This is a genomic window from Acinetobacter sp. HZNU-JH01 (genome assembly GCF_037996845.1).
Taxonomy (GTDB): domain Bacteria; phylum Pseudomonadota; class Gammaproteobacteria; order Pseudomonadales; family Moraxellaceae; genus Acinetobacter; species Acinetobacter haemolyticus.
Window position 1 is genome coordinate 3,043,249 of sequence record NZ_JBBMZX010000001.1, and the last position, 19,937, is coordinate 3,063,185.

At 39.5% G+C, this 19,937-nt stretch carries 17 protein-coding genes and 1 tRNA gene; 13 read left to right on the forward strand and 5 right to left on the reverse strand.

Annotated elements, in window-relative coordinates; all coding sequences use genetic code 11:
• The first annotated feature begins 98 nt into the window (after nt 1–98).
• The 5 genes from AAC851_RS14370 to AAC851_RS14390 all read left to right on the forward strand — a co-directional run bounded on the left by AAC851_RS14370 (nt 99) and on the right by AAC851_RS14390 (nt 5,469).
• Nucleotides 99–1,550 carry a capsule assembly Wzi family protein gene (locus AAC851_RS14370; protein ID WP_100833844.1) on the forward strand — a complete coding sequence of 484 codons (1,452 nt, stop codon included), beginning with the start codon at nt 99–101 and terminating at the stop codon, nt 1,548–1,550.
• A gap of 324 nt (nt 1,551–1,874) precedes the next feature.
• The gene (cysD, locus tag AAC851_RS14375) at nt 1,875–2,783 is read left to right on the forward strand and encodes a sulfate adenylyltransferase subunit CysD (protein WP_005089695.1); all 909 of its coding nucleotides are present in this window, start codon (nt 1,875–1,877) and stop codon (nt 2,781–2,783) included.
• Nucleotides 2,784–2,828: 45 nt separating this feature from the next.
• Nucleotides 2,829–4,442: a sulfate adenylyltransferase subunit CysN gene (gene cysN / locus AAC851_RS14380; RefSeq protein ID WP_340600987.1), complete on the forward strand. Its 1,614-nt coding sequence runs from the start codon at nt 2,829–2,831 to the stop codon at nt 4,440–4,442.
• A 199-nt stretch (nt 4,443–4,641) separates the two neighbouring features.
• The gene (locus AAC851_RS14385; RefSeq protein ID WP_004639959.1) at nt 4,642–5,157 is read left to right on the forward strand and encodes a hypothetical protein; all 516 of its coding nucleotides are present in this window, start codon (nt 4,642–4,644) and stop codon (nt 5,155–5,157) included.
• A gap of 48 nt (nt 5,158–5,205) precedes the next feature.
• The gene (locus AAC851_RS14390; protein ID WP_004639957.1) at nt 5,206–5,469 is read left to right on the forward strand and encodes a ribosomal protein L7/L12; all 264 of its coding nucleotides are present in this window, start codon (nt 5,206–5,208) and stop codon (nt 5,467–5,469) included.
• A 39-nt stretch (nt 5,470–5,508) separates the two neighbouring features.
• Here the strand turns inward: AAC851_RS14390 and AAC851_RS14395 are convergent, their stop codons facing one another.
• Entirely contained in the window at nt 5,509–6,837 is a 1,329-nt protein-coding gene (locus tag AAC851_RS14395; protein ID WP_004639956.1) for a hemolysin family protein, read from the reverse strand.
• Between the two features lie 105 nt (nt 6,838–6,942).
• Nucleotides 6,943–7,932, reverse strand: a complete 990-nt coding sequence (locus tag AAC851_RS14400; RefSeq protein ID WP_005084639.1) for a LysR family transcriptional regulator — start codon at nt 7,930–7,932, stop codon at nt 6,943–6,945.
• A gap of 538 nt (nt 7,933–8,470) precedes the next feature.
• On the opposite strand from AAC851_RS14400, the gene AAC851_RS14405 reads away from it, so the two are divergent.
• Complete coding sequence (locus tag AAC851_RS14405; protein ID WP_026057263.1) at nt 8,471–10,072, forward strand: isocitrate lyase; 1,602 nt, start codon at nt 8,471–8,473, stop codon at nt 10,070–10,072.
• Nucleotides 10,073–10,158: 86 nt separating this feature from the next.
• On the opposite strand, the gene AAC851_RS14410 is transcribed toward AAC851_RS14405, so the two are convergent.
• From AAC851_RS14410 to cysS, 3 genes are all read right to left on the reverse strand, one after another.
• Nucleotides 10,159–10,626: a copper resistance protein NlpE gene (locus AAC851_RS14410; protein WP_340600989.1), complete on the reverse strand. Its 468-nt coding sequence runs from the start codon at nt 10,624–10,626 to the stop codon at nt 10,159–10,161.
• Between the two features lie 228 nt (nt 10,627–10,854).
• A tRNA-Gly gene (locus tag AAC851_RS14415) sits at nt 10,855–10,930 on the reverse strand.
• 62 nt (nt 10,931–10,992) lie between these two features.
• Nucleotides 10,993–12,414 (reverse strand): cysteine--tRNA ligase, encoded by a 1,422-nt coding sequence (cysS, locus tag AAC851_RS14420; protein ID WP_340600990.1) that lies wholly within the window; start codon nt 12,412–12,414, stop codon nt 10,993–10,995.
• Nucleotides 12,415–12,689: 275 nt separating this feature from the next.
• On the opposite strand from cysS, the gene AAC851_RS14425 reads away from it, so the two are divergent.
• The 7 genes from AAC851_RS14425 to AAC851_RS14455 all read left to right on the forward strand — a co-directional run bounded on the left by AAC851_RS14425 (nt 12,690) and on the right by AAC851_RS14455 (nt 19,926).
• On the forward strand, nt 12,690–13,667 hold the full coding sequence (locus tag AAC851_RS14425; RefSeq protein ID WP_161412229.1) for a KpsF/GutQ family sugar-phosphate isomerase: 978 nt from the start codon (nt 12,690–12,692) through the stop codon (nt 13,665–13,667).
• 3 nt (nt 13,668–13,670) lie between these two features.
• Nucleotides 13,671–14,210: a KdsC family phosphatase gene (locus AAC851_RS14430; RefSeq protein WP_004639946.1), complete on the forward strand. Its 540-nt coding sequence runs from the start codon at nt 13,671–13,673 to the stop codon at nt 14,208–14,210.
• Between the two features lie 44 nt (nt 14,211–14,254).
• On the forward strand, nt 14,255–14,803 hold the full coding sequence (gene lptC, locus AAC851_RS14435) for an LPS export ABC transporter periplasmic protein LptC (protein WP_005084648.1): 549 nt from the start codon (nt 14,255–14,257) through the stop codon (nt 14,801–14,803).
• On the forward strand, nt 14,787–15,335 hold the full coding sequence (lptA, locus tag AAC851_RS14440) for a lipopolysaccharide transport periplasmic protein LptA (protein ID WP_005084650.1): 549 nt from the start codon (nt 14,787–14,789) through the stop codon (nt 15,333–15,335). The genes lptC and lptA overlap by 17 nt, the downstream gene beginning before the upstream one ends.
• Complete coding sequence (lptB, locus tag AAC851_RS14445; RefSeq protein ID WP_005084652.1) at nt 15,335–16,081, forward strand: LPS export ABC transporter ATP-binding protein; 747 nt, start codon at nt 15,335–15,337, stop codon at nt 16,079–16,081. Before lptA ends, lptB begins: the two co-directional genes overlap by 1 nt.
• Before the next feature lie 189 nt (nt 16,082–16,270).
• Complete coding sequence (locus AAC851_RS14450; RefSeq protein WP_340600991.1) at nt 16,271–17,806, forward strand: TolC family protein; 1,536 nt, start codon at nt 16,271–16,273, stop codon at nt 17,804–17,806.
• Nucleotides 17,803–19,926 carry a type I secretion system permease/ATPase gene (locus tag AAC851_RS14455; protein WP_005084655.1) on the forward strand — a complete coding sequence of 708 codons (2,124 nt, stop codon included), beginning with the start codon at nt 17,803–17,805 and terminating at the stop codon, nt 19,924–19,926. The genes AAC851_RS14450 and AAC851_RS14455 overlap by 4 nt, the downstream gene beginning before the upstream one ends.
• Nucleotides 19,927–19,937 lie beyond the last annotated feature (11 nt).

The window sequence follows — 19,937 nt, forward strand, 5'->3', positions numbered from 1 at the left end:
TTCTACGTTAAGAAATGTAATTGTTCAGTTTGGTGATTGAAAACAACCTATAAAAAAACGATGATGTGTTCATAAATAAATTTGAGAACAGTCTGGATATGTTTTTAAAAAAATCGCTTTATGTCGCATTATTGGCGTCTCTCTCTTCCGCTGTATTTGCGCAAGGTATTGTGTTAAATGATGAAAACTTACGCACTGACTTGAATTGGTTAAACCAACAAGGCGTAATTCAAATCAGTACTTCAACTTGGCCAATGAGTGGAGATGAGATTAAACGCGCTTTATCACAAGCTCAAGTAACCAATAAAGCACAACAGAATGTTATCGACTCTGTTATACATGCGATTGCTGCGGACAATGCAACAGCAAAAGTAGGATTACATGCAGGTACAGATCTTAAAACAGTACCTCAAGCTTTTGGTGACAGTCAAAAGTCCCAGTATCAAGCCGCGTTAGAGTTTAATGCAGGTGGTGAAAATTGGGATGCAAAAATCCGGGTGAATGCTGAAAAAGATCCTTTGATTGACAATGGTAATGATGTCAACGTTGAAGGTTCATATATTGCAGGAAAGCTTTGGAATCAATGGGTCATTGCTGGGCAAATCCCAACATATTGGGGACCAGGACACGATGGTAGCTTGATTCGTGGTGATGCCAGCCGTCCAGTTTACGGTGTCACGGTTCAACGTGCAGTACAAAATGCATTTGAAACAAAATGGCTATCTTGGATTGGGCCATGGCAATATCAAGCCTTTGCAGGACAATTAGATGACTATGAAGCAATTCCAGATACAAAGTTAATTGGTCTTCGATTCACAGCACGTCCGTTCCAAGCTCTGGAAATTGGTGCTTCACGTGCTATCCAGTGGGGTGGAGATGGACGCCCTGAGAGTTTCAGTTCATTGTGGGACGCAATGTTAGGAACGAGAGATAATGGTGGTCGAGGTAAACCAGATCCTGCCAACCAGATCGCAGGCTTTGATGCTCGCTTGTTCTTGCAACCATTATGGAATGTGCCAATTAGCGTATACACCCAATTCGTGGGTGAAGATGAAGCGGGTGGTTTACCTGCAAAATATATGTATCTAGGTGGTGCTGATTTCTCATCAAGTTATAAAAATATGCCTTACCAGTTATATGCAGAATGGGCAGATACACGAACCAATGGCGAAGCAAAGGGTATTTCATATAGCCATACAACTTATAAAGATGGCTATTATCAACATGGTTTCCCATTAGGGCATGCTATGGGCGGAGACGGACAAATGTATTCCGTTGGGGGAGATATTCGCTTTGATACCATGAATCGCTTAAGTGGACGAGTTATGTATGCAAACGTTAGCCAAACACAACGCGTAGAGTTAAATAATGCCGCATTCCCTAAATCAGATAAGATTAAAGGTTTAGATATCACTTGGACACATTATGTCAAACCAACCATCCCCTTAAAAGTGAATGGCTGGGTGAGTGATTCTGATGTACATGGTAATGATGGTGGTGTTTCTGTTGGTGTAGAGATTCCATTAGAAAAAAATATGTTCCGTTTCTAAACCTATTTAATTGCTAAAAGAAGTCTTTATAGGCTTCTTTTTTTATGGGTAAATCATGTGAATTAAATAATATTTTGGAGATTTTATTATTCTTTACATATCACAATTTTGCATATTTATATGAAAAAACAAGCTAAAGAACTCATTCTAAATTATTATAATGAATAAACTTTGCTAGCTGATGAAAAAGTCTGTTAGTAAGCATATTGATATCATGAAAAATTGGAGTTGTTATGGCACTCGTTCCTCCACACGGTCTTCCAAGTGGTGGTGTAAAACCACTTATAGATTTTATGGGTAACATGGATAAGGAGGTAAGTGTACATGACTGAGAATAGATTAACGCACCTCAAGCAACTTGAGGCTGAAAGTATTCATATCATTCGTGAAGTCGCGGCTGAATTCGAAAATCCTGTGATGCTTTACTCGATTGGTAAAGACTCTGCAGTGATGTTGCATCTTGCACTTAAGGCATTTTATCCTGCGAAACTTCCATTCCCATTACTACATGTAGATACAGGTTGGAAATTTAAGGACATGATTGCTTTTCGCGATAACATGGCGAAAACGCATGGCTTTGATCTGATCGTTCATCAAAATGTTGAAGGGCGTGAGGCAGGCATCAATCCATTTGATCATGGTAGCTCTAAATATACAGACATCATGAAAACTCAGGGCTTAAAACAAGCCTTGGATAAATACCAGTTTGATGCTGCTTTTGGTGGCGCACGTCGCGATGAAGAAAAATCACGAGCGAAAGAACGTGTTTACTCATTCCGTGATACTAAACACCGCTGGGATCCTAAAAACCAACGTCCAGAACTTTGGAATCTTTACAATGGTAAAGTAAACAAAGGTGAAAGTATTCGTGTATTCCCGTTATCTAACTGGACTGAGTTAGATATTTGGCAATATATCTATCTAGAAAATATTCAAATCGTTCCTCTTTATTTCTCTGCCGTACGTCCAGTGGTAGAGCGCAGTGGTACGCTTATCATGGTGGATGATGAGCGTATGCGTTTGAAAGAAGGTGAAGTCCCACAAATGAAATCGGTACGTTTCCGTACATTAGGCTGTTATCCATTAACAGGTGCAGTTGAGTCTGAGGCGGATACATTACCTGAAATTATCCAAGAAATGCTTTTGGCCACCAGTTCAGAACGTCAAGGTCGTATGATTGACCATGATGAAGCTGGCTCGATGGAAAAGAAAAAGCAGGAAGGTTACTTCTAATTTCGTTTAGGAAATTCGATTTCAAATTTTGTGGAGTTTTGAGCAATGTCTCATCAATCAGATCTTATTAGCCAAGATATTTTGGCCTACCTAAAACAGCACGAAAATAAAGACCTTCTGCGCTTTTTGACCTGCGGAAACGTCGATGATGGTAAATCAACGCTTATTGGTCGTTTACTTTATGACTCAAAATTGATCTACGAAGATCAATTGCAAGCGGTAACACGTGATAGTAAAAAAGTGGGTACGACAGGAGAGGCACCTGATTTAGCATTGCTTGTAGATGGTTTACAAGCAGAGCGTGAGCAAGGCATTACCATTGATGTCGCGTATCGTTATTTTTCGACTGAAAAACGTAAATTTATCATTGCCGATACACCGGGTCATGAGCAATATACCCGCAATATGGCAACAGGTGCTTCAACTGCTGACCTTGCGATTATCTTGATCGATGCGCGTTATGGTGTGCAAACACAGACGCGTCGTCATACCTTTATTGCAAGTTTACTTGGTATTAAAAATATCGTAGTTGCGATTAATAAAATGGATTTAGTCGAGTTCTCGGAAGCTCGATTCAATGAAATTCAAGTTGAATACGATGCGTTTGTAAATCAATTAGGTAACCGTCGTCCTGAAAATATTGTCTTTGTTCCAATTTCAGCACTTAATGGCGATAACGTTGTAAATTCATCTGTAAGTACACCTTGGTACAAAGGTCAAACGCTGATGGATATTCTTGAGTCAGTGGAAATCAAACGTGAATCCAATAAACATGAATTCCGTTTCCCTGTTCAATATGTGAATCGTCCAAATCTTGATTTCCGTGGTTTTGCCGGCACGATCGCATTGGGTGAAATTAATGTTGGTGATGAAATTGTTGCACTTCCATCAGGGAAGAAATCAACAGTTAAAGAGATTGTGACTTTTGATGGCAATCTTGAAAAAGCAGGCGCTGGTCAAGCTGTTACCTTAACATTAAATGATGAAATTGATATTTCACGCGGTAATGTATTGGTTCGTACGGGTGAGCAACCTTTAATTTCTCGTAGTGTTCGTGCATCAGTGGTTTGGATGACCGAGCACCCTTTGGTTAAAGGTAAGCTCTACAACGTCAAAATCGGCACTCAAACTGTTCCTGCAAAAGTCACTGCAATTAATTTCCGTGTCAATGTAAATACACTTGAGCACACTCAGGTTGAAGAGCTTGAGTTGAATGCAATTGCGGATGTTGTGATTGAGTTTGATGCGCCAGTTGTATTTGATCAATACCAAGACAGTCGTTATACAGGTTCATTTATCTTTATTGACCGTTTAAGCAACGTGACCGTTGGTGCAGGTATGGTTGAAGCTGCTGTTGAGTGGACTGCGCATAGCAATCCAGTTACTGCAGAAGATCGTGCTGCTCGTTTAGGTCAGAAACCTGCTGTGATTGGTGTTTCTGCACAGTTAATTGAAAATGCACAAGCATTAGAAAGCTTATTGATCCAACAAGGTGTGGTTGCGATTGCTAGAGCAAATTTAGCTATTGATCAAATCAATCTGTTACGTGAAACAGGTGTGGTGGTGATTACTACGACTGTTGAAGGAACTGATACCGATATTGCTGCTGAAACTGCTGAAGAGGCTGCTGATAAAATAGTCGAATTAGTTCGTCTTTAATTGATTAAGTTAGTTTAATAAAGCTCACCATTTAGGTGGGCTTTTTTTGTTTTTGATCCTGAGTTGACGGTGAGGAAATATATAAAATAGATCAAATAAGTAGAGGGCCTATTTTAGCGAGAAGTTTGACCTTTTAATTTTCTTTTACGGTTGCTTTTATGAGACAATATCAGTTCATATTTTTTGTATTTGGACTCCCATGACTGAGCAATCTCCTGAATCTTTAAGCGATATCGAAATTTTAGACATTTTACAGTCTATGAAAAAAGATGAGCTAGATGTTGAAGCCAAAGAGATCATTCGTAATGGGGGGAAAGCAGGTCGCCAAGAAGCGCACAAACTGGCTTTGGTTGCATTAAATACAAGCTTTGAAGAAAAATTTGTTGAAGCTGTTACTTTAGCTTTAGGTTTAAATGCAGGTCAGGCTAAAAAAATTCGTTATAAGAAAGATCGTATCCGCATTTTAAAAGTACGTGGTATTGATTATCTCGCAATTGACGGAGCAGAAACGGCACAAGTATTGGCTCAAATTGCACAAGCAATCACACGAGAAGACGCAATCGTTACCGAAGGTTTGCATAACATTTTCCCATTTTGGAAAGAAGGCTGGCCAATGGTTCAATTTGATAATGCTTATAAGATTTTGGCTGAAGATATATTGATTCATTACCAAGCCACTTTAGATGAGTTAATCTCGCTATATGGCGGGAATTAACATACGACAATCAGTGATTCATTTAAAATAACAAGGATTGTTAACTTTATGAACTTACCCCATAAAATTCCTCCAGAAGCGCTGCAAATGCTGCGCGATGGGCAATTAATACACGCGATTAAGATCACTCGTGAGCAAACTGGACTGGGGTTAAAAGAATCCAAAGATCTTATTGATCAATATCTAAATGATCATCCTCAAGAACAAACGAGAATTCAGGAACAATTAACTCAGCGTAGTCGAAGTGGGTTAAAAGTTTTTGTTGTGATTTTTTTGATACTGGTCATTTTGATTTGGTTTGTGATGCAATAAAAACAGCAAGTTTAAAGAATAGACTTGCTGTTAAAATGTCTATTCTTCTTTTATGGCAGGGCTGTCACTCTCTTGGCTAGGGAGAATTTGCGTGACAAGCAATTGGTCAATTTTATAATGATCAATGTCAACAACTTCAAATTTGAAGCCAGCATATTCGACGGCATCCGCAGGACGGGGAATTTTACGAAGACGATACATAATGAAGCCTGCGATCGTTTCATAGTTCTCGTTTTCGGGAAATTCTTCAATCTCTAAGACATGCTTCACATCTTCGATCGGTGTGCTTCCATCGATTAACCAAGAATGGTTATCGCGCTTAATAATTTGCTGATCTTCTTCCATAGGTGTCACCCAATCACCCATCACGGTAATCATGATGTCACTGAGTGTAATCACGCCCACAACCAGTGCATATTCATTGATGACGACTGCAAACTTTTCTTTAGTCGAGCGGAAACGGTCGAGCAACTCAGAAAGAGTGAGAGTATCTGGAATAATCAGAACGTTACGAATCGTTGATTCATTTAACTGAAGTAAGGATTGATTATTTAAAATACGCACAAGAATGTCTTTGGTATCAACATAACCAATGACTTGATCAATGTGTTCATTACACACTAAAAATTTTGAATAAGGGTATTCAGCCAATTTTTGGCGAATACTGCTCTCATTTTCTTTGAGTGTAAAGTACACAACATTTTCACGTGTGGTCATGCTAGAAGGTACGGTACGTTCCTCTAGTTCAAATACATTTTCAATGAAATGATGTTCTTGCTTTTGTAAAACGCCTGCTTGAGCACCTGCATCCATGACAGCAGAGATATCATCAAAAGTGATATTGTCATCGCGTGTGGTATTTACCTTAAATAGCCTAAACAATAGGTTTGCGATGGCATTAATTCCCCAAGCCAAGGGTTTGCAAACTTTAATAAAAATTTGAATAGGTTCAATCACACTAATTGCAATTTTTTCAGGTGCAATCATTGCCAGACGTTTCGGCATTAAATCAGCAAATAAAATAAATAGTGAAGTAACGAATGTAAAAGAGAGTGCAAAACCTATGGTTTCTAACCATGCGCCTGTATAAAAACGACCAATCAAATCTACGAAAAAAGGGCGAAAGGCAGCTTCACCTAAAATACCGCCCAAGATTGCAACTGCATTTAATCCAATTTGAGATGCAGCAAAAAAGTCTGCGGATTGCTCTTGCAGATCCAGAACCTTTTGCGCACGATGTTCACCTGATTCGGCTAGAATTTTAAGCTTAACTTTTCGCGCACCTGCTAGTGCAATTTCGGTGAGAGATAAGAAACCAGCTGCAATAATCAGCATTGCGATGATAATGATATTTTGAACGAGACTCACACGTCACCTGAATTTGAATCATTATTATATTAATGTTTTAACATAAAAAAGTTGTCAAGTTAATCTTTAGATTAACTCGACGTTGTTCATCTTTTATCGTTAATTTTAGTACTGTGAAAATTGAGAGTTATTTAATAAAAATTCTCGATTTTCTTCCTCAATCATTTGGCGAGCTACGAATAAAATCAGTTGTCTTAACCAGCGATGGGCTGGGTGATGATGAAGTAAAGGACACCAAGCCATTTTTAATTCGAATTCAGGGATGTAAAATGGAGGATCTTTGATGACCAATCTTGGGTTTTGTGTTTGAAGCTGTGCCATACGAGTTGGTAAGGTTGCAATCAGATCTACATTTTGCGCTAAGAGTGCTGGCATTTGATAATGTCGTGTAAACACGGAAATCTTACGGCGTTGCCCAATTCGCTCAAGGGCTTGATCAATCCAACCTAAACCAGCTTGTTTATCAGGATTGACACCGAAACCGACGCCCATACCTGTTTTCGATACCCAAATATGTTGTGCATCTAAATAACTTTTAAGATTTAAATGCTGAACGGCAGGGTGCTTATCATTTAAAATACAACTAAAGCTGTCACGCCATACCAAAACTTGATGGAAACTTTGCGGAATTTCATTGAAGCGGTTAATCGCTAAATCAACTTTACCTTGTTCCATATCACGGTAGGACACATCACTTGGCGTTAAAAAGTCAAGTACCACATTCGGGGCTTCTGAGCGTAATGCTTTAACTAAACGTGGAACTAAAGTCGCCTCGGCATAATCAGATGTCATGATACGGAACACACGATTACTGGTATATGGGCGGAATTCAGTTCGAGGTTCAAGAATCATGGAAAGATCAGACAGCGCATCACGAATACGAGGTTGTAATTCCAAAGCGCGTTCTGTCGGGGTCATCCCTTCAGATGATCGAATCAAGAGTGGATCATTAAATAAATTACGTAATCGACGTAAAATATTACTCATAGCTGGCTGAGTGACACCGAGTTGTTCAGCAGCTCGGGTGACATTTTTTTCACGAAGAAGTACGTCAAGATAAATTAATAAATTAAGATCGACTCGCTCCAGATTCATAAAAAAAATACCGAAAATAAAATCCTTGAATTGTGATGAATTATGACATATCTCAAGTCATTTGTGTAACTTAATACTACAAAAAACAACAGCCGAATGATGATGTACAAATAAGCTAGAAATTTCTACTTACGTTGACGGCGATAAGTCTATTGGATGACGCATCTGAGTCTGGCCTAATGCGGAAATAGGGGGGAAGCTTAGCTTTAACAACGCAGTTTTAGTGTCATTGTAAGCATAGAGACTAAGCTGAAAATGTTTGGAAATAAAAAAATGAACGCTAATTTAGCCTAAAAAGTGATTTTTCGTATTTCTGAAATTAATTTAAAAACAGATGTTTATTTTGTATTTTTAGGTGGTGTTGAAAAATGCCCTCACATATATTTTTTAAGAAAATACCGAAAATTAAGCTAGAATATTGGATTAATCCCTTGGCAAAGACTAAGCTGTGTTCATATTGATGCATTGCTCGAAATCTCGCCGACATTAGAAGCATGATTTTCAGCGTCCAATCGATGCCAATCCCTTAAAGGAAAATATCATGACATATCAATCAGCTTTAGAGCACGTTCGTGCCGTTAAAGAAAAATTAGGTGGCACATGGGGTGCGATTCGCCCAGAAGATGCTGCTCGTATGATGGTTCAAAACCGTTTCCACACTGGTTTAGACATCGCTAAATATACAGCTGCTATCATGCGTAAAGATATGGCTGAATATGACGCTGATAATAGCAAATATACTCAATCATTAGGTTGCTGGCACGGTTTTATCGCGCAACAAAAAATGATCGCAAACAAAAAATACTTCGGTACTACAAGCAAGCGTTATATCTACCTTTCTGGTTGGATGGTTGCTGCTCTTCGTTCAGAATTTGGTCCACTTCCTGACCAATCTATGCACGAAAAAACTTCTGTACCTAAATTGATCGCAGAAATCTATACATTCTTACGTCAAGCTGATGCGAAAGAATTAAACGATTTATTCCGTGCTTTACAAAAAGCTGAAGCTGCTGGTGATTCTGCTAAAGCTGCTGAAATCATTTCTCAAATCGACAACTTCGAATCTCACGTTGTGCCAATCATCGCTGATATCGATGCTGGTTTCGGTAACGAAGAAGCAACTTATTTGTTAACTAAACAAATGATCGAAGCGGGTGCATGTGCAATCCAAATCGAAAACCAAGTTTCTGACGCTAAACAATGTGGTCACCAAGCTGGTAAAGTAACTGTACCACACGAAGACTTCTTAGCTAAAATCAATGCTGTACGTTATGCATTCCTTGAGCTTGGCGTTGATGAAGGTGTTATCGTTGCACGTACTGACTCTGAAGGCGCTGACTTAACTCAAAAGATCCCTGTATCTAAAGAGAAAGGTGACTTGGCTTCTCAATACATCAGCTACTTAGATACTAAAGAAATTGATATTTCTGAAGCTGCTGATGATGAAATCCTGATCAAGCGTGATGGCAAATTACACCGTCCAACTCGTTTAGCTTCTGGCTTATACCAGTTCCGCGAAGGCACTCAGCACGACCGCGTTGTACTTGACTGTGTAACTAGCTTACAAAACGGCGCTGACATGATCTGGATCGAAACTCCAACTCCAGACGTTGCTGGTATTGCTGGTTTCGTAAACGACATCAAAAAACAAGTTCCAAATGCGAAACTTGTATATAACAACTCTCCATCGTTCAACTGGACGTTAAACTTCCGTCAACAAGCTTACGATCGTTGGGTTGCTGAAGGTAAAGATGTTTCTGGTTACGACCGTGCTAAATTAATGAGCGCTGAGTATGATGCTTCTGAATTGGCTGCTGATGCTGATGAGAAGATCCGTACTTTCCAAGCTGATGCTGCACGTGAAGCAGGTGTATTCCACCACTTGATCACTCTTCCTACTTACCACACAGCTGCTCTTTCTACTCATGAGCTTGCTAAAGGTTACTTCGGTGAAGAAGGTATGTTGGCTTATGTTGCTGGCGTACAACGTAAAGAAATCCGCGGTGGTATCGCATGTGTTAAACACCAAGCAATGGCTGGTTCTGACATCGGTGATGATCACAAAGAAATCTTTGCTGGTGAAAATGCACTTAAAGCTGGTGACGCTAGCAAAAACACAATGAACCAATTTGGTGGCTAATCGCTTCTGATTGATTCGAAAAAAACCCTGCATAAGCAGGGTTTTTTTATTGAGTATTCAGAAAACTTAATTTATTAAAAAATTTACTACTCAGCTTCTTTCTTTAATTGATATTTATCTGCTAACTCACCAGTAATTTCATTACCTTCTAAATCTAGGGCTTTTAAATAACCTTCAGCAACGAAATATTTACGTCCATCACCTGATTGATCAAGCTCAATAATTGATGTGTTAGCGCTATTGAAGGTGAAGCTACCTTTGCTTTCAAATGGTTTACCATCACCTTTACCTAGATAAGTTTCTTTTAATTCGTAAGTTTTATCTGAATTTAGCTCAAGTTCTGTTTCTATTCCTTCACAGTCAGCGCAAGGTAATACACCCTTGTAGGTGCCATTCCAATCTAAAGAGTTTTCTGCTGTATGTGCGTTATCTGCTGCAATTGCTTCGCTGGCAGCAGTGGTTGGCATCTGCTCCTCGTTCTTTGTGTTGTCGTTTTTACTACATGCAACTAAAAAAACAGAAGCGAGAGATAGAGCTAAAATTGATTTTTTCATTTTAAATTGAACCTTATAACGAGAAATGCTCGTGTCTTAACTTATGGGATTTTAAAATGAAAGGGTAGTTGGAGAATGTAAGTTTATTTAACCTTTGGTAAACATGGAGTATTTTAATTTTTGATCGCTACTATTAAATTCTCTAAACAGATCTAAGATCAATATTATGATTTTATATTTATCTACAATAAAAAAACCCTAATCAAAAGATTAGGGTTTTTTGAATTTTGGAGCGGGAAACGAGACTCGAACTCGCGACCCCAACCTTGGCAAGGTTATGCTCTACCAACTGAGCTATTCCCGCAATAGGACGCATTATAGAGAGTTTCGTTCAACTGTCAACTCTCTATAATGCTAAGTGTTGAATTAATCAGCACGTCGCCAGATTGTTCCCTGACGTGTATCTTCTAGAACCACACCTTGATCCAATAAAGATTGACGAATGCCATCGGCTTTTGCAAAATCTTTGGCTTTTTTTGCATCTACACGTTGTTGGATCAAGTCCTCAATATCCGTATCAGAAAGCGCAAGAGCATCTTGACCAATATCAGATTTAAGGAATTCATCTACATTGTGTTGAACTAAACCTAGAATATTTGTGAGCTGGCGTAAAGTTGAGTAGAGAACCGTTGCTTGTTCTGCTTGTTCTTCTTTCACTGCACGATTTAATTCTTTATTCAGCTCAAAAAGAACAGCCATCGCTTCAGCAGTATTGAAATCATCACACATTGCATCATTAAAGCGTTCAACAAAACTTTGTTCTAAAGCATCAACAGTTTTTTGACCATACACTTGTTGATAGGCTTTAAATGAATGATAGAAACGGCTCAACGCAGTCTTAGCTTCTTTTAAAGCAACATCAGAAAAATTGACTGGACTACGATAATGTGATGAGACAATAAAGTAACGAATCACTTCAGGATGGAATTTTTCCATCACATCTCGAATCGTAAAGAAATTGCCTAAAGACTTAGACATTTTCTCACCATCGACATTGATGAATCCAACATGCATCCAATAATTTACATATTGTTCGCCAGTAGTTGCTTCGCTTTGCGCAATTTCATTTTCATGATGAGGGAACATGAGATCTGAGCCGCCACCATGAATATCAAAATGATTGCCTAAGCAGCAGGTTGACATTGCAGAGCATTCAATATGCCAACCTGGACGACCTTTACCCCAAGGTGATGCCCAAGCAGGTTCATTTTCCTTCGCATGTTTCCAAAGCACAAAGTCAAAGGGATGTTTCTTTTCAACTTCAACATCGATACGTTCTGAAGCACCTGCTTGCATATCATCGAGTTTACGACCTGAAAGTCGACCATATTTTTCAAATTTACTTACTTCAAAATAGACATCGCCATTGCTTGCAGGGTAGGCAGCACCTTTATTTACTAAAGTGCTAATCATATTTTGCATTTGATCGATGTACTCGGTTGCTTTTGGTGCCTCATCAGGTGCAACGCAGCCTAAGTTCGCTGCATCTTCATTCATTGCATCAATGAAACGTGCGGTGAGTTGTTGAATACTTTCACCATTTTCGTTTGCACGAGCAATGATTTTGTCGTCAATATCGGTGATATTGCGAATATAGCGTACTTTCCAGCCTTGGCTACGTAAGAAACGGATAATGTAGTCAAATGCAACCATAACGCGAGCATGTCCAATGTGACAGTAATCGTATACGGTCATACCACAGACATAGATATCGATTTGACCTTCATTACGTGGGACAAATTCAACTTTTTTACGTTGCTCAGAGTTATATAAAACAAAAGGTTGCATAAGGGTTTTCAAACACTCTACAAAATTAGCGTTACATCATAACGTATGCATCATTTTTCATAAAGTTGTCTAGAGAAAAAAGATTAATTCGATGGATAGGGGAGATTGATCATTTATGATTATTCATTTTTGGAAAAGATGTCTCTCCATCTTCCTTGAAAACTTATACATTTGGAAACGTGTATAACTTACAGTTGTGCTAGAATCTCCACAATTCTTTCGATTAAAATCATCCATCATCAAGTGGATAGAGTATTACTTTGAGTCAGACTCGCATGTCACAAGCTATAAATTTTCAGAAAAGTGCATTGGAAACTTTGCGTATTGAACAACAAGCAATCGAAGTGCTTGCAACTCAGGTCGATGAACGTTTTGATCGTGCATGTGAAATTCTATTGCAATGTTCAGGACGTGTCGTTGTTACCGGTATGGGAAAATCAGGTCATATCGGACGTAAAATGGCAGCGACATTCGCATCTACGGGGACCCCCTCATTTTTCATGCATCCTGGCGAGGCTGGTCATGGTGATCTTGGTATGTTGGTTCGTGGTGATGTGCTGATTGCGATTTCAAACTCTGGTAAGAGTGATGAAATTATGATGCTCATGCCATTGATCAAACATTTGGGAGTACCTTTAATTACGATTAGTCGTGATGATAAAGGTCCGATGCCACAGAATGCAGATGTCGCTTTAACCTTGGGTTTGGCAGATGAAGCCTGTCCTTTAGGTTTGGCACCGACGTCTAGTACTACTGCTACACTGGTTTTGGGTGATGCTTTAGCGGTTGCATTATTAGAAGCACGTGGCTTTACCGCTGATGATTTTGCACGTTCACATCCTGCTGGTGCTTTGGGTAAAAGATTGTTGTTACATGTGAAGCATTTGATGCATACGGGCTCTGAATTACCGAAAGTAAAGCCAGATACACCGATGAATAAAGTGTTATACGAAATTTCTGATAAACGTTTGGGTTTGACGACGATCGTAGATGAACAAGATACTTTGTTAGGCATTTTTACCGATGGTGACTTGCGTCGTATGATTGATCGACAACAAGGCTTTGATGTAACTGCTGTGGTCGCTGATGTGATGACAGAGAATCCACTCACGATTTCTCAAGAGGCTCGTGCGGTTGAAGCTTTAGAAAAAATGCATGAGAAGAAAATTAACCAATTCGTTGTTGTTGATGATGCTAAAAAAGTGATTGGTGTTATTAGTATGCACGACCTTATTGAAGCTGGAGTAAATTAAGCCATGGCATCGTATGCTTTACAAGAACAAGCACGTCATTTACAAGCCTTAGTGCTGGATGTGGATGGGATTTTAAGCGATGGCTTTGTGACATTGACCAATTCAGGCGATGAAATTAAATCATTCGATATTCGTGATGGTTTAGGTATGAAATTGGTTCAAAAAGCGGGTATGAAAGTTATCATCATTACTGGCCGTAAGAGTAATATCGTTGAAAAACGTATGTCAGACTTAGGTGTTGACTTAGTCTTTCAAGGTCGTGAGGACAAAGGTGTTGCATTGCGAGAAGCATGTGCACAATTCAATATTCTTCCTGAAGATTGTTTATATATGGGAGATGATTGGCCTGATTTATCTGCATTTTCAATCTCTGGTATGTGTGTGACAGTGCCGAATGGTCACGAAGAAGTTCGTCGCCGTGCACATCTTGTCACACAGGCGATGGGTGGTCGTGGAGCAGTTCGAGAAGTATGTGATATGTTATTGACGGCAAAAGGTGTTTACCAAGAACTGCTTGAAAAATATCTTGCTGTGCCACATTAATACAAGTATAGAGTCGATATGCTCAAGGTTAGGTAACCCTGTTTATGGATACCAAAGTTTTATACGTTATCGCTATAGCCGTTGCGAGTGTCAGCGGCGGTTTTTATTACTTTAGCGGTAAAGCAAAAAAGTTAGATGTTGATACTGCGAAGAATATGACCTATTCGGCGCACGGTGTTCATTTAACTCAAACGGATGAACAAGGAAACTTGTATGTTCGTGCTGAAATTAAACAATTACAGCAAGATATGCAGCAAAAAACCTCTCAGATTGATCAACTGAGTGCTGTGATGTACAAGCAGGGTAAAGCCGACGCAACTTTTTCGGCTCGACAGGCGAATGGCTATGATGATAACCATAAAATTATATTGACAGGAGATGTGGTTGTTACCAATTTGTCTGATCAAGGTAACATGGAATTTCGTACCGATGAAATTACCGGTTATCCAAAAACTAGAGAGTTAGAAACACAACATCAAGTGATTATCCAATCGCCATCGTCAGAGTTTATCAGCCAAGGTTTAAAGGCCAATTTGAATGATGGGCAATATGAGTTTTTTAAAGTTCGAGGAAAGTATGCGCCAAACTCTTAATTTTAATAATCGCTTTACTTCCTTAAAGCAATTCACATGTATGGCTGTCATCGCTTTATCTTCTGCTACAAGCTTTGCTTTGCCTTCAGACCGTAATCAACAATTGACGTTGGTTGCAGATCGCGCAACTTATAATGATAAAACAGGTGTTACGACATATACTGGTAATGTTGTGATTGAACAAGGTACGATGAAACTACAAGCTGATTCAATCGTAGCCACTTTAAATAGTAAAAGAGAAATCCAGACCATCACTGCCAAAGGTCAACTGGCTAAATTTCAACAACAAATTGATGCAAATCGTGGTTTGGCACGTGGTGAGGCTCAACAGATTGTTTACAATGCTGACACGGGTATTCTGACTTTAACAGGGCGTGCATATCTGTATCAGGATGGCTCAAGCATTCGTGGTGAAAGTCTAAAATATAGTATGAATAAAGGTGATGTGGAAGCTCAAGGGTCTTCATCAAATCGAGTGCAAATTATCATTCCACCATCTAGTTCAAAAAGTTTTCCAGGGGCGCGTGATTAATGGAACAATCGCTGCAACAACCACAAACCTTATGTATTAAGCATTTAGCCAAAAACTATAGTAAACGTTGGGTGGTAAAAGATGTGTCTTTTACCATGCAAAGTGGACAAATTGTGGGGTTATTAGGTCCGAATGGGGCAGGTAAAACGACGAGCTTCTATATGGTTGTCGGTTTAGTTCGAATGGATAAAGGCGAAATTCATTTAGATGATTTGGATTTATCTGATCTCGCAATGCATGAGCGTGCACGTAAAGGTATAGGGTATTTACCACAGGAAGCTTCAATTTTTAGAAAGCTAACCATTGCCGAAAATATTATGGCAATTTTGGAAACACGGAAAGATTTAAACAAGCAGCAACGCCAGCAACGTTTGAATGAGTTGTTAGGTGATTTTAAAATCAGTCATATCAAAGACTCATTAGGTATGAGTGTATCTGGTGGTGAACGACGTCGTGCTGAAATTGCGCGAGCATTGGCTGCTGATCCGAAATTTATGTTATTGGATGAACCCTTTGCAGGAGTAGATCCAATTTCTGTGGGTGATATTAAAGAAATTATTCAAACACTGAAAGATCGTGGGATCGGTGTGTTAATTACGGATCACAATGTTCGTGAGACTCTGGCAATCTGTGAGAAAGCTTATATTGTAAGTGAAGGCTCAGTGATCGCAGAAGGAACACCACAAGAAATTTTAGACAATGAGCAGGTTCGTAAGGTTTACCTTGGCGATGATTTCGTAGTTTAAAATGATTCATATCAGCGTTAGAAGAACCCAGAATGGGTTCTTTTTTTGCATCTGACCTCAATAAAGTGTGACCTAATTTACAAAAAATAAACATTTATAACTGGCTGAATTTGCATCTAAAACGTGGTGTTTTGCACAAGAATAAGAGTAGAATGGTTTTGCTTTAGGCGATAATTACATGATAAGAATATGAGCATTAATAAAGATATAGATGAGGGAGCACGTAAAGCATGTATGGATTTTAAGTGGCTATTTTGTGTAGCGACTTTATCATCTGTGCCCGTTACGCAGGCCTCAACCCCAAGTGAGCAATACCATTCTTTAAAGAACAACGTATCTCAATTGTTCTCACCCAAGAGTAGTGATGAGTTTAAAACAGCTAATATGCAAAAGTTGAGTAACTTTTCGGTTAACTCAACTGTAACTGAATTACCCGTTGTTGGATCGGGACGTCCAATGGGTACATCGGCGCCTGCAGTTGTATGGCAAAATCAGAATAAAACTTTAAAGGATGCAATACAGCTTGCGGTTCAACGCAATCCCGAAATTTCTCAAACCTTAGCAACACTGGCTGCTCAAAATGCCAACATTGACGTCGCAAAAGCAGGTTATTACCCTCAGATATCAGGTGGGGTAAATACTGGAGATCTGACACGAAAAGGTGAGCGGGGGCGGCAAATATTAGCTTTGAATGCAACTCAAATGCTTTATGACTTTGGAAAGGTGAAATCTGGTGTATCTACTGAGGAAGCCAAACTTCTGCTGGAACAAGCCAATGTGTTGGTTAAAGTGGATGATATTTCATTAGATGTAGCACAAACTATTATTAATATTCAACGTCAACAAAGGCTGATTAGGATTGCAAATCAGCAAATCGCTGGAATCAAACGTATTCAGGAAATGGCAAACTTACGAGCCAATGCAGGCATTAGTAGTCAAGCCGATCCTGTGCAAGCACAATCCTATGTGCAATCGGCCCAGTCTGCTTTAATTGCTCAGCAGTCAATATTAAGTCAATTGCAACAGCGGCTCTATACTTTATTAGGTTTTGATGCGCGAAGTGTGCAATGGGCCATTCCGCAGGATTTTGTTCAACAATCAGATTTATATGTAGAGCCTGAGTTTAATACCATTCCGCAAATGATTGCAGCGTATGCGGGGATTGAAGTTGCGAAAAATCAAAAAAGACAGACGCAGGTGAGCAATTATCCTACTTTGTCAGTAAAGGGTGAGGTCAGCCAAGCATTGCATGGTCGAAATCCGAATAATGACAAACGAGGTGGTTTTGATAGTGCAATTATGTTGGAGGCAAGTAGTCAGTTTTATCAAGGCGGTGCTACGACTTCACGCTTGCGAGCTGCGAGTTTTGCAGAAGAAGCAGCCAAAGCACAGGTAAATGCGGTATATTTAAGAGTATTGGATCAGATCAGAACCAGTCGAGAACAAATCGAGAGTAAGCAGCGTCAATTGCAGGTATTAGCGGGTCAACAAGCTACAACTGTACGGACCAAAGAGCTTTATCAAGAACAATATAAACTGGGAACTCGTACACTTGTCGATTTATTAAATGCTGAGCAAGCTATTCATAGTGCAAATTCAGAAGTAGAAATAGCGCGTTATGATATTTATAGCAGCATTGCCCAATATATTGCCGCCACAGGGCGTTCTCGCCAAGCCTATGACCTGAATAATATAAAAATTCAAGGTTTTGAGGTGCAGCCATGATAACAAAAGTAGATTACCAACCTTGGTTACAGGCGATATTAACCATTGCGAAGCATTACCGTATCGAACCATCTGAAGAACGTGTTCGATTACAATTAGATTGGAATCAAAATCAAAATCTTGATGAGGTTCTGACTTTGATTGGTCGCCAAGTCGGTTTAAGTATACGACGAGTGAAATTTAGCAATGATGTTATTAACCCTTGGCGTTTGCCTGTGCTTGTTGAACTGGCTGATGGGCAAGTTGGCGTCATTGATAAAGCAGATGGTACTGGGCATGTCAGCATTCAACTGAGTGGTGATCAGGGATTAGCTCAAAAGTTTGCTGTAGGTGCTTTAAAACATATTGTTAAAAATGTATTTATTCTACGACCAGAAAAGTCAGTCCCAGATGCCCGTATTGATGAATATATTAAGCCTTACCAACCGAGCTGGTTTTGGTCGATTGTTTTAAGTGATTGGAAGCGCTATATCGATATTATGTTTGCATCTATGATTGCAAACGTATTGGCTCTGGCAACGATTGTATTTTCGATGCAGGTTTATGATCGTGTCGTTCCTTCGCAGTCGATACCTACCCTGTGGGTACTGGCTGGTGGTGTATTGATTGCAGCGATTTTTGAGTTCGTACTTCGTATTTCAAGAGTATATATCTCTGACATTATTGGAAAACGTGCAGATCTAAGGATATCAGACCGTGTCTTTGGTCATGCACTTCGAATTAAAAATAGTGAACGTTCGAAGTCAACGGGTACTTTTATCTCTCAAATTCGAGAGCTCGAAGGTGTCAGAGAGTTGGTGACCTCTACCACTTTAGGGGCGATAGCAGATCTTCCATTCTTCTTTTTATTCTTATTTATCTTTGCAATCATTGGTGGAAACTTATTCTGGGTAATGCTAGCGATTGTACCTTTAATGATTTTACCTGGAATTTTAGTACAGAAAAAACTGGCGAAACTTGCACAAGAAGGTATGCGTGAATCTTCAATTCGCAACGCAATTTTGGTTGAGGCTGTACAGGGAATTGAAGATATTAAACTGTTACGTGCTGAATCTCGTTTCCAAAACCAATGGAATCATATGAATGAAGTTTCTGCAGATATTAGTATGCAGCAACGTAAAATTGTAGGGGTTCTTACCGCATGGACACAAAAGCTACAAGGGCTTACTTATGCGATCGTAGTTCTCGTCGGATGTTTTGCGGTAATGGAAGGTGAAATGACCACGGGTGCATTGGTCGCATGTTCTATTTTGTCATCACGTATGTTAGCACCTATTTCTCAAATCACAGGTATATTAGGGCGTTTGCAGCAAGCCAAAGTTGCCAAACAAAGTTTGGATGAGTTGATGCAGCGTCCTGTAGATCAAGCTGACCATGCACATCTTGTGCATAAAGAAGTATTACACGGTGATTATGAGCTTAAAAATGTAGTCTTCCAATATGGCGAGGATGATCCTCGACCAAGTTTGATGATTCCACATTTAAAAATTCGTGCAGGGGAGCGTATTGCAATTTTAGGGCGTAATGGCGCTGGTAAATCGACTTTACTGCAAATCCTTTCTGCAATGCAGACGCCAAACTCTGGTTCAGTACATCTAGATGAGTTAGATATTAGCTTGATTGATCCTGCGGATGTGCGTCGTGATATGGGCTTATTAAATCAAAATGCGCATTTGTTCTATGGAACGATCCGTGAAAACTTAACGCTAGGTGCTCCATTAGCACGTGATGAAGACATTTTAAAAGCCTTGAAAGTTACAGGTGCATTAAGCTTTGTGCATGAAAAGAAAGAAGGTTTGGACCACTTGGTGTTAGAAGGTGGGGTTGGTTTCTCAGGGGGACAACGACAAGCATTATTATTAGCGCGTTTACTCATTCGTCAGCCAAATATTTTATTGTTAGATGAGCCAACGGCCGCAATTGATGATGTTGCAGAAAAACAATTGATTGATCATTTAAGGGGTTGGCTGGGTTATCGTACTTTAATTGTTGCAACGCATCGACGTGCGGTACTGGAGTTAGTTGACCGTATTATCGTCATGAATGATGGAAAAATCGTCATGGATGGGCCAGCAGATAAAGTATTACAACAATCAGCTGCAAAACAAAAAACAGTTTAAAGAGGAAAATT

Coding starts and splice junctions, on each gene's coding strand:
- AAC851_RS14370 (WP_100833844.1), top strand. CDS start 99: ATGTTTTTAAAAAAATCGCTTTATGTCGCATTATTGGCGTCTCTCTCT.
- cysD (WP_005089695.1), top strand. CDS start 1,875: ATGACTGAGAATAGATTAACGCACCTCAAGCAACTTGAGGCTGAAAGT.
- cysN (WP_340600987.1), top strand. CDS start 2,829: ATGTCTCATCAATCAGATCTTATTAGCCAAGATATTTTGGCCTACCTA.
- AAC851_RS14385 (WP_004639959.1), top strand. CDS start 4,642: ATGACTGAGCAATCTCCTGAATCTTTAAGCGATATCGAAATTTTAGAC.
- AAC851_RS14390 (WP_004639957.1), top strand. CDS start 5,206: ATGAACTTACCCCATAAAATTCCTCCAGAAGCGCTGCAAATGCTGCGC.
- AAC851_RS14400 (WP_005084639.1), bottom strand. CDS start 7,932: ATGAATCTGGAGCGAGTCGATCTTAATTTATTAATTTATCTTGACGTA.
- AAC851_RS14410 (WP_340600989.1), bottom strand. CDS start 10,626: ATGAAAAAATCAATTTTAGCTCTATCTCTCGCTTCTGTTTTTTTAGTT.
- cysS (WP_340600990.1), bottom strand. CDS start 12,414: ATGCAACCTTTTGTTTTATATAACTCTGAGCAACGTAAAAAAGTTGAA.
- AAC851_RS14425 (WP_161412229.1), top strand. CDS start 12,690: ATGTCACAAGCTATAAATTTTCAGAAAAGTGCATTGGAAACTTTGCGT.
- AAC851_RS14430 (WP_004639946.1), top strand. CDS start 13,671: ATGGCATCGTATGCTTTACAAGAACAAGCACGTCATTTACAAGCCTTA.
- lptC (WP_005084648.1), top strand. CDS start 14,255: ATGGATACCAAAGTTTTATACGTTATCGCTATAGCCGTTGCGAGTGTC.
- lptA (WP_005084650.1), top strand. CDS start 14,787: ATGCGCCAAACTCTTAATTTTAATAATCGCTTTACTTCCTTAAAGCAA.
- lptB (WP_005084652.1), top strand. CDS start 15,335: ATGGAACAATCGCTGCAACAACCACAAACCTTATGTATTAAGCATTTA.
- AAC851_RS14450 (WP_340600991.1), top strand. CDS start 16,271: ATGAGCATTAATAAAGATATAGATGAGGGAGCACGTAAAGCATGTATG.
- AAC851_RS14455 (WP_005084655.1), top strand. CDS start 17,803: ATGATAACAAAAGTAGATTACCAACCTTGGTTACAGGCGATATTAACC.